The organism is Mesorhizobium waitakense (assembly GCF_056431085.1).
Window position 1 is genome coordinate 1 of sequence record NZ_JBWKME010000190.1, and the last position, 12218, is coordinate 12218.

16 protein-coding genes are annotated in these 12218 nt (G+C 62.4%); 6 read left to right on the forward strand and 10 right to left on the reverse strand.

What is annotated here, in order from left to right; all coding sequences use genetic code 11:
• Positions 1 to 63: 63 nt before the first annotated feature.
• Positions 64 to 1005, reverse strand: coding sequence for a nucleoside hydrolase (locus tag AC07FD_RS34120; protein ID WP_478353389.1), 942 nt, complete (start codon positions 1003 to 1005; stop codon positions 64 to 66).
• Between the two features lie 304 nt (positions 1006 to 1309).
• Between AC07FD_RS34120 and AC07FD_RS34125 the strand changes: the two genes are divergently transcribed.
• Both AC07FD_RS34125 and AC07FD_RS34130 read left to right on the forward strand, forming a co-directional pair.
• Positions 1310 to 1735 (forward strand): Hsp20 family protein, encoded by a 426-nt coding sequence (locus AC07FD_RS34125; protein WP_478353390.1) that lies wholly within the window; start codon positions 1310 to 1312, stop codon positions 1733 to 1735.
• 65 nt (positions 1736 to 1800) lie between these two features.
• Positions 1801 to 2058 carry a BQ00720 family protein gene (locus AC07FD_RS34130; RefSeq protein ID WP_095084707.1) on the forward strand — a complete coding sequence of 86 codons (258 nt, stop codon included), beginning with the start codon at positions 1801 to 1803 and terminating at the stop codon, positions 2056 to 2058.
• Between the two features lie 73 nt (positions 2059 to 2131).
• Here AC07FD_RS34130 and ptsN read toward each other — a convergent pair whose 3' ends face one another.
• The 6 genes from ptsN to lptC all read right to left on the reverse strand — a co-directional run bounded on the left by ptsN (position 2132) and on the right by lptC (position 7359).
• Entirely contained in the window at positions 2132 to 2596 is a 465-nt protein-coding gene (gene ptsN, locus AC07FD_RS34135; RefSeq protein WP_013529589.1) for a PTS IIA-like nitrogen regulatory protein PtsN, read from the reverse strand.
• A gap of 82 nt (positions 2597 to 2678) precedes the next feature.
• Positions 2679 to 3263 carry a ribosome hibernation-promoting factor, HPF/YfiA family gene (gene hpf, locus AC07FD_RS34140; protein ID WP_478353391.1) on the reverse strand — a complete coding sequence of 195 codons (585 nt, stop codon included), beginning with the start codon at positions 3261 to 3263 and terminating at the stop codon, positions 2679 to 2681.
• Positions 3264 to 3529: 266 nt separating this feature from the next.
• Positions 3530 to 5059 carry an RNA polymerase factor sigma-54 gene (rpoN, locus tag AC07FD_RS34145; RefSeq protein WP_478353392.1) on the reverse strand — a complete coding sequence of 510 codons (1530 nt, stop codon included), beginning with the start codon at positions 5057 to 5059 and terminating at the stop codon, positions 3530 to 3532.
• Between the two features lie 200 nt (positions 5060 to 5259).
• On the reverse strand, positions 5260 to 6078 hold the full coding sequence (gene lptB, locus AC07FD_RS34150) for an LPS export ABC transporter ATP-binding protein (RefSeq protein ID WP_478353393.1): 819 nt from the start codon (positions 6076 to 6078) through the stop codon (positions 5260 to 5262).
• Positions 6078 to 6659: an LptA/OstA family protein gene (locus AC07FD_RS34155; protein ID WP_478353394.1), complete on the reverse strand. Its 582-nt coding sequence runs from the start codon at positions 6657 to 6659 to the stop codon at positions 6078 to 6080. The genes lptB and AC07FD_RS34155 overlap by 1 nt, the downstream gene beginning before the upstream one ends.
• Positions 6646 to 7359, reverse strand: coding sequence for an LPS export ABC transporter periplasmic protein LptC (gene lptC, locus AC07FD_RS34160; RefSeq protein ID WP_478353395.1), 714 nt, complete (start codon positions 7357 to 7359; stop codon positions 6646 to 6648). Before lptC ends, AC07FD_RS34155 begins: the two co-directional genes overlap by 14 nt.
• A 416-nt stretch (positions 7360 to 7775) precedes the next feature.
• On the opposite strand from lptC, the gene sppA reads away from it, so the two are divergent.
• The 4 genes from sppA (at position 7776) to lhpI (ending at position 10500) form a co-directional block, all read left to right on the forward strand.
• Complete coding sequence (gene sppA, locus AC07FD_RS34165; RefSeq protein WP_478353396.1) at positions 7776 to 8732, forward strand: signal peptide peptidase SppA; 957 nt, start codon at positions 7776 to 7778, stop codon at positions 8730 to 8732.
• A gap of 81 nt (positions 8733 to 8813) precedes the next feature.
• Complete coding sequence (locus tag AC07FD_RS34170; protein ID WP_006200394.1) at positions 8814 to 9098, forward strand: integration host factor subunit beta; 285 nt, start codon at positions 8814 to 8816, stop codon at positions 9096 to 9098.
• Between the two features lie 42 nt (positions 9099 to 9140).
• Positions 9141 to 9497, forward strand: a complete 357-nt coding sequence (locus tag AC07FD_RS34175) for a DUF1049 domain-containing protein (RefSeq protein ID WP_478353397.1) — start codon at positions 9141 to 9143, stop codon at positions 9495 to 9497.
• A gap of 37 nt (positions 9498 to 9534) precedes the next feature.
• Positions 9535 to 10500: a bifunctional Delta(1)-pyrroline-2-carboxylate/Delta(1)-piperideine-2-carboxylate reductase gene (lhpI, locus tag AC07FD_RS34180; RefSeq protein ID WP_478353398.1), complete on the forward strand. Its 966-nt coding sequence runs from the start codon at positions 9535 to 9537 to the stop codon at positions 10498 to 10500.
• On the opposite strand, the gene AC07FD_RS34185 is transcribed toward lhpI, so the two are convergent.
• The 3 genes from AC07FD_RS34185 to AC07FD_RS34195 all read right to left on the reverse strand — a co-directional run bounded on the left by AC07FD_RS34185 (position 10497) and on the right by AC07FD_RS34195 (position 12090).
• Positions 10497 to 10934 (reverse strand): EVE domain-containing protein, encoded by a 438-nt coding sequence (locus AC07FD_RS34185; RefSeq protein WP_478353399.1) that lies wholly within the window; start codon positions 10932 to 10934, stop codon positions 10497 to 10499. The two genes, lhpI and AC07FD_RS34185, sit on opposite strands and share 4 nt — an antisense overlap.
• Positions 10931 to 11326: a VOC family protein gene (locus AC07FD_RS34190; protein WP_477397475.1), complete on the reverse strand. Its 396-nt coding sequence runs from the start codon at positions 11324 to 11326 to the stop codon at positions 10931 to 10933. Before AC07FD_RS34190 ends, AC07FD_RS34185 begins: the two co-directional genes overlap by 4 nt.
• Positions 11327 to 11400: 74 nt before the next feature.
• A complete protein-coding gene (locus tag AC07FD_RS34195; RefSeq protein ID WP_478353400.1) occupies positions 11401 to 12090 on the reverse strand; it encodes a helix-turn-helix transcriptional regulator in 690 nt (229 codons plus the stop codon).
• Positions 12091 to 12218: the final 128 nt, after the last annotated feature.

Consider the following 12218-nt stretch of genomic DNA (forward strand, 5'->3'; position numbering starts at 1 on the left):
GCTCATCCGACCGAGCTTCGCTCGGCCACCTTCTCCCACAAGGGGAGAAGGTGAAAGTCGGCCCTAAAGCCGCCCCAGCCTCTCGACCAGCAGCGCGAAGAAGCTATCATGGTCGATGTCGCGCATCACCATGGCGTTCTTCGGCCGCTTGGTGACGCCCCACCAGTCGATGACGGTCATCCCCATGGTCAGTTCCGAGGTGGTTTCAACGCTGACATTGCAGGTGCGGCCTTTGAACAGCTCCGGCTTCAACAGATAGGCGATGACGCAGGGGTCGTGCAGCGGCCCGCCGTCGGTGCCGTATTTCTCCTCGTCGAAGCGCTCGAAGAATTCCAGCATGTCGGCGGTCGCCGTGCCGACCTTGGTGCCGAGTTCGCGGAAGGCCTGCGTGCGCTTGGCGGTGGTCAGCGCCTTGTGGGTGACGTCGAGCGGCATCATCACGATCGGAATGCCGGATTTGAGCACGACGTCGGCGGCTTGCGGATCGACATAGATGTTGAACTCGGCGGACGGCGTGACATTGCCCCCTTCGAAGAAGCCGCCGCCCATCAGCACGATTTCCTTAATGCGCGGTGCAATGCGCGGTTCGCGGATCAGCGCCAGCGCAATGTTGGTGAGCGGGCCGAGCGCGCAAAGCGTGATGGTGCCGCTCTCTTCCTTCATCAGCGTCTCGACGATGAAATCGACGGCATACTGGTCCTGCAGCTTCATCGTCGGTTCGGGCAATTGCGGCCCGTTGAGACCGGTCTTGCCATGCACTTCCTCGGCGGTGACCAGTTCGCGCATCAACGGCCGGATGGCGCCGGCATAGACCTTGATGTCCGGCCGGCCGGCCAGTTCGCAGACCTTGCGGGCATTCTTTTCGGTAAGCTTCAGCGGCACGTTGCCGGCAACGGCTGATATGCCGACGATCTCCAGTTCGGAGCTGCCGAGCGCCAGCAATATGGCAACGGCGTCATCCTGGCCGGGATCCGTGTCGATGATGATCTTGCGCAATTGAGGCATTTCAATTCCTTGTTTGGCGAAGCCGTGGACTTGGGATGAATCCGGGATGACGCCGAAGCGGCTGCGAACTGCCAAGTCGAAACACTCGACCGGGGAAGACAATCCCGACCTGCGCGCTTCTCCTTGCATCTGCTGGCCGTTTCAAGCGCCATGTCGATCATTCCTGTGAGTCCACGACCTGGTCTTTTTGGGCGGGTCTTTTGATGGCTTGAACTTGGTCGCGGGGCGGACCATATCAAGACCACCGGGAAAAATGCCATCTGGGTTTTTCCACTTTATGTCGCTCTACAGAGGACAGTGTAACATGAGCCGAATGACGCCGTTTTCCAGCCCGCTTCTCCTTGGTTTCGACGCCATGGAAAAGACCCTGGAGCGCCTGGCGAAGTCCGGCGACAGCTACCCTCCCTACAACATCGAACGCCTCAGCGGCGCCGACGGCAAGACCGAAAGGTTGCGCATCACATTGGCGGTCGCCGGTTTCGCCGAAAGCGAACTCGATGTCACCACGGAGGAAAACCAGCTGGTCGTGCGCGGCCGTCAGACCGACGATACCGAGCGCGAGTTTCTTCATCGCGGCATCGCCGCGCGCCAGTTCCAGCGCTGTTTCGTGCTGGCCGACGGCATGCGGGTGATCGCGGCGGAACTGAAGAACGGCCTTTTGTCGATCGATCTTGATCGGCCGGAGTCCGAACGGCTGGTACGGAAAATAAACATATCGGTGAAAGACTGATCTTTACCGATGGCTCTCATGCGGGATGGCCTTGAGCGGCGTCCTCGCGCCAAGGAGGCTTTGAAATGACCAGAACTGATGAAAATCTCACCATGACCAGCGGCGAATTCGCCCATCTCGGCGAGGGCTCGGTCGCCTATCTGCGCAAGGTCTCGAGCGACGAATTGCTCGGCCGTTTCCCGAACCTCGGTGAAATCGCGCCCGGCATGGAACTGTGGGCGCTGTTTGCCGCCAATGGCCAGCCGATCCTGCTTTCGGATGCGCGTGACCGCGCGCTGGCCGGCGCCATGGAAAACGACCTGACCACGGTCGCCATTCACTAAACCCGGCGGGCCGGGCTTAAATGGACAGGGCCGCCCGTGGCGGCCCTTGGCTGGATGTTCCAATCAGAAAATGTCAGGCCGCGTGCGAGGCCTGGGTATCCGACAAAAGCGCGTGGATTGCCGCGGCGTCACGCGTCCCCCTGATCTTGGCCACCGTGTCGGCGTCGCGCAGCACCCGCGCGATGCGCGACAGCGCCTTGAGATGGTCGGCGCCTGCCCCTTCCGGCGCCAGCAGCAGAAACACCAGATCGACCGGCTGATCGTCCAGCGATTCGAAATCGACCGGCGTCTCCAGCCGGGCGAAAACCCCGGCTATGCGCTTCACGCCGGCCAGCTTGCCATGCGGAATGGCGATGCCGTTGCCGACGCCCGTCGAGCCCAGCCGTTCACGCTGCAGGATCGTGTCGAACACTTCCCGCTCCGGAATGCCGGAAATCGCCGCTGCCCGTTCGGAAAGCAATTGCAACAGCTGCTTTTTGGAGTTCGCCTTCAACGCCGGCAGTATCGCCGGAACGTTGATTAGATCGCTCAGATCCATGCTTGAAAATCCCTTGTTCGCCTGCCGTCACCAGTCCTCACCCCTCGTGCGGCCGGCTCTTATCCCCGTGCGACCTTGGTCGTCACGCTTGTGCGACTTTGGTCGTGGACGGGTCGATCCAGCCGATGTTTCCATCGGGCCGGCGATAGACGATGTTGAGATGGTCGTTTCCGGCGTTGCGGAAGACGAAGACCGGGCTGTCCTTGGTGTCGAGCTCGATGACTGCCGACGCCACCGACATGGTCTTCAGCGTCATGGTTGATTCGGCGACGATGGCCGGCGCGAAATTATCCGGAATATCCTCGTCGTCATCGGCCAGCGGCGCCATCACCGTGTAGGCAATGTCGGTCGGATCGCCATTGGCGGCGCCTGAATTGTGCGATTTCAGCCGGCGCTTGTAGCGCCTCAGCCGCGTTTCCAGGCGATCGGCGGCGGCCTCGAAGGCAACCGTCGGATCCTGGGCATCGCCGGTGGCCTGCAGCGAAGCGCCGGAATCCAGCCGGATCATGCAATCCGCCGAATAGCGCGAACCTGATTTGATGACTGTGACGTGTCCGGCAAAGCCGCGATCGAAATATTTGCCGATCGCTTCGCCGACACGATCGTTGATGCGTGTACGAAACGCATCGCCGATATCCATGTGTTTTCCCGATATGCGCAGATTCATCTGAAAACTGACCTTCCTTGCTCAGGCTTCAAACTCGCCCGAGTTTATACTCGTGGTCCGTGCGCACAAGCTTTGCGGCGTCACTCGCGCCGATTTTAAATCCGAACTTTCCGGTTGATCACAAGCCGCCCTTTTGACCGTCCCGAGGCCAACGTCGTGACGGACCATCCACACGCGGGCATCTAGCCCCACTCATGCGGGCGGGCTTCTAGCCACTTCGCCGCGGCTTGTCAATGAAGTGCTGGCCTGTGGAAAATTGAACCGTGTCAGCGCCCGGCGCTGGCCAGCGCCCGTTTCTCGCGCCGGCGCTGCACCGAGGAGGGAATATTCATGCCTTCCCGGTACTTGGCGACCGTGCGCCTGGCGATATCGACGCCACTCTCGCGCAACATGTCGACGATCGCATCGTCGGAAAGCACGTCGACGGGTTTTTCCTCATCGATCAGCTGCTTGATGCGGTCACGCACCGATTCCGAGGAATGCGCATCGCCGCCACCCGACGCGGCGATCGAGGCGGTGAAGAAGTACCGCAGTTCGAACACGCCGCGCGGCGTCAGCATGTATTTGTTCGCGGTGACCCGGCTGACGGTCGATTCGTGCATGCCGATGGCATCGGCCACCGTGCGCAGGTTGAGTGGCTTCAGCTGGCGCACGCCATGGACGAGGAAGGCGTCCTGCTGGCGAACGATCTCCGAGGCGACCTTGAGGATGGTCTTTGCCCGCTGGTCGAGGCTGCGCGTCAGCCAGTTGGCGTTTTGCAGGCATTCGGCGAGAAAATCCTTTTCCGCCTGGTTCTTCGCCTGCGGCGAAACCTGGGCGAAATAGATATGGTCGACCAGCACGCGCGGCAGCGTTTCGGCATTGAGCTCTACCGTCCAACTGCCGTCATTGGCGGCACGCACCTCGACGTCGGCGACGATGGCGTCGCTGGCGCCGCCCGAAAACGCCATGCCCGGCCGGGGATCGAGGGCACGGATCTCGGCGAGCATGTCGAGCAGATCCTCCTCGTCGACGCCGCAGATCCGTTTCAGCGCATGGAAATCACGCCGTGCCAGCAGTTCGAGATTGGCGACCAGCGCCTTCATCGCCGGATCGAGCCGGTCCCGCACGGCAAGCTGCAGCGACAGGCATTCGGCAAGGTCGCGGGCAAACAGGCCGGCCGGCTCGAAAGTCTGGCACACCGCCAGCACCTTTCTCACAGCAGCGGCGTCCGTGCCGAGGCGGGCGGCGATCTCGGCCAGGTCGCCGCGCAGATAGCCGGTCTCGTCGAGGCCGTCGGCCAGGTCGGCGGCGATCAGCCGTGCCGCCGGATCGGCGAAGGCGAGCGCCACCTGTTCGCCGACATGGTCGCGCAGCGTGATCGCCGCGGCCGCCATGTCGCCGGCATCAATGCCCTCGGATGAGGAACTCACACCATTGCCGGAAGCCGATTTCCATTGCGCCGTCAGGTCGGGACCGAGCCGCTCGCTCGTCCCCGGATCGTCGGGAAACAGGTTTTCCAGCGACGTGTCGAGCTTGTCAGAGATCGCCTCGGCGCTCCACTGCGTCTCGTTTTCGAACCAGTCGCCGTCGGCGGCCGCGGTTTGTGGTTCCGCCTCGATCTTTTGCGACTGGTCGCTGGCGGCATCGTCCGGCGGCTCGGCGCGCTCCAGCAGCGGATTGCGCTCGATTTCGTCATCGATGAAATGCTCGAGCTCGGTATGGGTAAATTGCAGCAGCCGAATCGACTGCATCAGTTGCGGCGTCATCACCAGCGACTGCGATTGTCGTAGCTGTAGTTTCGCCGCCAACGCCATTGTCTGGTTTCAAACGCCTCGTCTACGCATCCGGGCTTCCGGACAGGAATTTTTGCAGCCGGTCATAGAAACTGGCCCAGCTTTTGCTTGTCAAGGCAAAAGCTAGCAAAACTCACTTACCGGAGCGTTATCTGGCGGCAAAATCGGAGAAAAAGGGCGGTGAGGGGACCAAAAATCGTGTCAGGAAACAAATTTCACGCTCAGAGCGTAAAGCCCTCGCCGAGATAGAGCCGGCGGACATCCGGGTTTGCCACCACTTCGTCGGCCCGGCCATGGGTCAGCACCTGGCCGGCGTGGATGATGTACGCGCGGTCGATCAGGCCAAGCGTTTCGCGCACATTATGATCGGTGATTAGGACGCCGATGCCCCGCGCCGTCAGGTGACGCACCAGTTGCTGGATATCGGCGACGGCGATCGGATCAATGCCGGCAAAAGGCTCGTCGAGCAGCATGTAGGCCGGGCGCGTTGCCAGCGCACGCGCGATTTCCAGGCGCCGCCGCTCGCCGCCGGAAAGGGACATGGATGGCGCCTTGCGCAGATGGCTGATGTGGAATTCCTCGAGCAATTCGTCGAGATTGCGTTCGCGTTCCTTGCGGCTCTTTTCGACCACTTCGAGCACGGCGCGGATATTCTGCTCGACACTCAGGCCGCGAAAGATCGATGCCTCCTGAGGCAGATAGCCGATGCCGAGGCGCGCACGACGGTACATCGGCATCGAGGTGACGTCGAAGCCGTCGATCTCGATCGTGCCCTCGTCCACCGGCACCAGGCCGGTGACCATGTAGAAGCAGGTCGTCTTGCCGGCGCCGTTGGGGCCGAGCAGTCCAACCGCCTCGCCCGCGCGCACACCGATGGTGACGCCGCTGACGACCTTGCGGCCCTTGTAGCTCTTGGTCAGACCCTTTGCGATCAGGGTCCCCTTGAACTTTCCCTTATCGACGGTCACCGTGGCCGGCGCCGAAAGCTTGCCGGCGGCCCGCCCCGGAAGACGCGCCGTCAGCGACGACAGGCTGGCCATCAGGGGTTCGCCGCTCCCGATTTCGGCGGCGGTGTGATCGACATCTGGACGCGTTGCCCAGCGCATGGATCAACCTGGGCCAGGCCGGTTTTCATCTGCACGACGAGCTTGCAGCCGACCAGCACATTGTCGTTTTGCGACAGGACGACCTTTTTGCCCGAAAGCACCAGAACCTGGCTCTTCATGTCGAAGCTGCCTTGGTCACCGGTGGCGATCTGCGCGTCCGACTTGATGTAAACCTTGTCGGAGATCTCCAGGTGGTCGATGTTGGCCGAGCCGGTCATCGCCGCGCCCGCGGCTTCCGTGCCCTTGGCCCCGGCATTGGGGTCCTTGACGTAGTACACCGTCATCTTGCCGGCCTTCATCAGCGTCGGCCCCTGGACGACGCTGACATTGCCCGTGAAGATGGCGACATTTTCGGCTTGGCGGACTTCCAGCTTGTCGCTTTCGATCTGGATCGGCTTGTCGCCGGACAGTTTCAGACCTGATTGGCTGGTGGACTGCGCCAATGACGGCACCAGCCCGAGCAGCAGCAACGCCGAAGTTGCAGCCGCGAGCCGCGTCGAACTACTGAGCCGCATTGATTTCTCCGCTGTTTCCCTCTGCCGTCTTCAAGGCGGCGGAATCGATGTTGACACGCACTTTGTTCTCGAAAACCAGAACCTTGCCATTGTCCTGGACCGACATCGAATCCGCCGTGATCCGTGACCCCTCACGGCTGACATCGACGGGATCTCCCGTCTTCATAGTGCCTTTGCCCATGTCGAGGAAGACCGATTTGAACTTGGCCTGCATGCCGTCCGTTGTGGTGATGGCGACGTCGCTGGTCAGGTTCATCGTATTGCCGTTGCGATCGTAGGTGCCGTGCGAGGCCTTGATCGCCGCGATATTGTCAGGTCCGACCGGGATCTTGGCGTCGATGCCTTCCAGTTCGATGATGCCTTGCGTGCTGACGTCCTGGATGGCGCGGAGAGCCGTCATCGAATAGGGCTGCTTCTGCTTCGTGAAACCGTTGAGCTTGGGATTGGCCATCACCAGCTTGCCGTTGGAAAAAGCGGTACCTTCCGCCTGGACCGCGACGGAGACGGGTGCGGCCAGATAGGAATAGACCGGGAAGGCGACAGCGATCAGGACCGCGGCCAGCGGCACGGCAAACTTGAGAACGCGCACACGGCGCGAATGACGCTGGGCGCGGTCGAAAGCATCGCCACGCATCCGGACGTCCGCCGGGGGAGCCAACTCCGTCTCGGCGTTGGTCGATTCATTCGGTCGCGCTAACATTCAACGCTTTCTTCTAAACCCCTTGCCCACCCGCGAGCACCGCCTATAGGTGGGACGCCGGCGCCTTCAAGCAAGCACAAGCCCATGAAAACTGCAAAAATGTGACAGCCGCGTTTGTACAGATGAAAATGAGATCCGCACAACTGCCCGTTCTACATAGCAGAAACAGACACGCGGCGTAAAATCTATCAGCTGCCGATCTTCGCCGCCAGACCTCGTCGTGATTGCACAAATACGTGAACGGACCTGTGCCTGGAGAGGGGCGGAGCCCGCCCTGACCTGCCCGATCGCGCGTCCGGCATGGCCATCTCGACCGTCCGCGCGGATTGTCTTGTCGCGCCGGAAAAAGAGAATTGCTTCCAGATGGGAAGATGATGGTCTAAAAGCGTCTCCTCCCGCCGACTGAAAGGCTGACCATGGCACTGAGAGCCGACGACCTGATCGACCGCCGCCGCTTGCGGCGCAAGCTGACATTCTGGCGGATTGCCGCCATCGGCATCGTGGCACTTGGGGTGATTGCACTTTCAACCTGGTTCTATGGCGACGATTTCACCGGCTCGGCCGTCGACCATATCGCCAAGGTCAAGATCGAAGGCACCATCACCGAGGACGAGGAGCTGATCAAGCGGCTGGAAACCATCCGCCAGTCGTCGAAGGTGAAAGGCGTGATCCTGTCGATCGATTCGCCTGGCGGCACCACGGTCGGCGGTGAATCGATCTATGAAGAGGTGCGCAAGCTGGCCGCCGACAAGCCGGTGGTCGCGGAAGTCGGCACGCTTGCCGCATCGGCGGGCTACATGATCGCCAGCGCCGCCGATCACATCGTTGCCCGTAAGACCTCAATCGTCGGCTCGATCGGCGTGCTGATCCAGTATCCTGATGTCAGCGGCCTGATGGACAAGCTCGGCGTCAAGCTGGAGGAAGTGAAATCCTCGCCGCTGAAAGCCTCGCCATCTCCCTTCAAGCCGACCAATGACGACGAGCGCGCCATGGTCCGCAAGCTCATCCTCGACAGCTACGACTGGTTCGTTGGCATTGTCGCCGAGCGCCGCAAGATGACCCGCGAGCAAGCGCTGGCGCTCGCCGATGGCTCGATCTTCACCGGCCGCCAGGGCGTCGCCAACGGGCTGATAGATGCTGTCGGCGGCGAGACCGAGGCGGTCGACTGGCTGGCGACCAAGGGCGTCGATGCCAAACTGAAGGTCGTCGAGTGGAAGGATACGGAACGGCGCGGCGGCTTTTTGTTCTCGAAAGCGATGGCGCAAACCATCGGCAGCGCGCTCGGCCTGCCCGCCTACAGCGGCGATGTCATTCATGAACTCGGCGCCGACCGCTTGTTTCTTGACGGTCTCGTTTCCGTCTGGCACCCTTAAGATGCCGTTTGGGGCAAGTGAAAAAGCAAATAAAATCATCCTCATAATTTTGACCGTACTGCTTTCACGGGGACCCGTCTGATGATCAAGTCCGAACTTGTGCAGATTATTGCCACGCGCAATCCGCATCTTTTCCTGCGCGACGTCGAAAACATCGTCGGCGCGATCTTCGATGAGATCACCGACGCTCTTGCCGAAGGCAATCGCGTAGAGCTGCGCGGCTTCGGTGCTTTTTCGGTGAAAAACCGTCCCGCCCGCACCGGCCGCAATCCGCGCACCGGCGAGTCTGTCGAGGTCGAGGAGAAATGGGTGCCGTTCTTCAAGACCGGCAAGGAGCTGCGCGAAAGGCTGAACGGCGGCAAATAGGCGCGGCGTCAGCGCCAGACAGCCTTTCCGACGGAAAACATCATGTTCAATCGCTTCATGCTCATCGTGGTCTTCGTGCCCCTGGCGATCATCCTGATCGCGCTCGCCGTCGCCAATCGCGAACTGGTCGCCTTCACGCTGGACCCGTTCAACCCCGGCAATCCAAAGCTGACGCTGACCTTGCCGCTGTTCATCTTCCTGTTTTTGGCGCTCGCCATCGGCATGGTCGTTGGCAGCCTGGCAACCTGGGTCAAGCAGGGCCGCTACCGCAAGCTGGCGCGCCAGCGTGGCGTCGAAGCCGAGAGCCTGCGCCAGGCGGTTAGCCGCGCGCCGGCGGCACCACAGGGATCTGCCCAAGTGTCAGCCCAGGCATCGGCCTTGCCGAAGCCAACCACTTGAACCGCCGGTCGGCGGTTTTCTCTCCGCGGAGTTTTCCATGCTGACCATTTCGGCCGCCGAGGTCGATCATGCGCTGACCTTTTCCGGACTCGTGGATACGCTGCGCGCCGCGTTTCGTGACGGTGCGGTGCAGCCGGTCAGACATCATCACTCGGTCGAACGGCCCGACGGCGCCGCCTCGACACTGCTTTTGATGCCGGCATGGACCGACTTCAACGCTGCCGGCACGTCGGCCAGTGGTCACATCGGCGTCAAGATCGTCACCGTTTCGCCTGACAACAACACCATCGGCAAGCCGGCGGTGATGGGGCTCTATCTGCTGCTCAATGGCGCCACCGGCGAACCCGAAGCCTTGATCGACGGCCAGAGGTTGACGCAGTGGCGCACCGCCTGCGCCTCGGCGCTGGCTGCTTCCTATCTCGCCCGCGAGGACGCCTCGCGGCTGCTCGTGGTCGGCGCCGGCGCGCTGTCGCCCTTCCTCGCCAAGGCGCATAGCGCCGTGCGGCCGATCAAGACCATCCGCATCTGGAACCGTACCCCTGCCAATGCCGAGAAGGTCGCCGCCGATCTGCGCGCCGAAGGCTTCACGGCCAGCGCGGCAAGCGATCTCGATGCCGAACTTGGGCAGGCCGACATCGTCTCCTCGGCGACGATCACCACGACACCGCTGATCAAGGGCGCGTTGTTGCAGCCGGGAACCCATGTCGACCTGGTCGGCGGCTTTACCCCGACGATGCGCGAAAGCGATGATGACGCGATCGCGCTTGCCCGCGTCTATGTCGACACCCGCGCCGGCGCCTCCAAGGAGGCTGGCGACATCGTCCAGCCTCTGGCCTCCGGCGTGCTGAAGCCGGACGCCATTGTCGCCGACCTGCACGAATTGACGCGCGGTCAGAAGAAGGGTCGCGAGAGCGCCAGCGAGATCACGCTGTTCAAGTCGGTTGGTGCAGCACTCGAGGACCTTGCCGCCGGCATTGCCGTCTACAAGGCGCTCGTGGCTTAGTTCACCGCCACCTCCAATTTGGCGCCCATCGCCTCGGCGATCAGCGAAAAATCATGCGCGCTGATCTCGAAAAGGCCGAAGCGAAGCTGATAGCCCCAGTTGGACTTGCCGGCGCTGAAGTCCAGCCTGTCGAGCAACGGCTTGATCGATGCTTCCTCGGCCTTTGCCCAGGCGACATCGCGGCGGAACGGCGTGAAGCCGGCGCCCATATCGCCCTGATAGGGCTCGCCTTCCCGCACCGTGCCGATTGCCGTGAACGCTTGCAGGCCGTCTTTCTCGCCGAGAATGGTGGTTGGCGAATAATAGGCGATGCCGTCACCGGGCTTGACGCGGCGCAGGGGTGCTGCCTTGCCGTGATTGACCTGCATGAAGCCGCCCTGGCGCCCGCGCCGGACATGTTCGGCCGACGCCACCGCGATCCAATGCGCACTCATTTTTGTCCCCCATCGGTCTGTTCGCCATCGGACAGCCAGTAGACGCGCAGGCGATGATTGTCGGGATCGAGCGCGACGAAGGTGCGGCCGAAATCCATGTCGGTCGGCGTCTGCAGGATCTTCAGCCCGCGCCCGGCCCAGTCGGCATGGGCGGCATCGACTGCGTCCGGCGTATCCAGCGCAAAGACGATTTCGGCGCCGCCGCCTGCCGTCGCTGCGGCCGGCTCCACCGTATGGCGCGACCAGAGGCCGAGCTTGAAGCCCGCATCGAGCACGAACAGCACGAAGGTCGGCGAACTTTCGACGGGCTCGCGACCGAGCAGCGCGCTATAGAAGGTGCCGCTCTGCTGCGGCTGGTCGACATAGAGGATGACGAAATTCGGGGCGATCATGTCTGCTCTCCAAGGTTCAGTGTTTCAACTTGGCGACCATAGAATGAGCTACTGTCCGATTCTGGCAGCAGTCGTCACGAACTACGGGGCTTGTCGAGCGTTGCCCGCCATTCCCTCAGAAGTGCCTGGCGACGGCGCGGATAGCGCGTATCGGTGGCGTTGAGGCCGGATATTCGATCGGCGCGAAAATGCCGGAAATCCTGGCGCATCTCGCACCACGCCACCACGACCCGCACTTTGTCGAAGAACCCCAGCGCAAACGGCCAGACCACCCGTTCGGAGGCCACGCCGCCGGCGTCGCGGTACAAAAAGCCGAGCTTGCGCTCGTTGCGGATCGCCTGCCGCACCAGGCCGAGGTCGATGCCCTCGATGACTGCTGCGGGAGGCCCGACCAGCAGCGTGCTCGCATCGAGATCCTCGCGCAGATCATCCGGCAGCACGGCGGCGATCTTGGCCAGCGCGTTGGCGGCAGCGGCCGACAGACGCTGGTCCGGCTGCTTGGCGACCCAGCGCGAGCCGAGCACGATGGCTTCGATCTCCTCGTCGCTGAACATCAGCGGCGGCAGCATGAAGCCGGGCTTGAGCACATAGCCCAGTCCCGCCTCACCCTCGATTGGTGCACCCTGGCCCTGCAGCGTGGCGATGTCGCGGTAAAGCGTGCGGATCGAAATCTCCAGTTCATCGGCCAGCGCCTGCCCGCTCACCGGCCGGCGGTGCCGGCGCAGGGACTGGATCAGGTCGAGCAGGCGTTCGGAGCGGGACATGTCGAAGATTTGCCTGTTTCTTTGACATTGGTCCATCGTCGGCCGACACAAACCGGAGGGGCCGGCGCGGCGGACTTGGTTGCGAAGCCGGTTGCCCTATGCCAAAAGCGGCCACGCCGCTCGGAGAT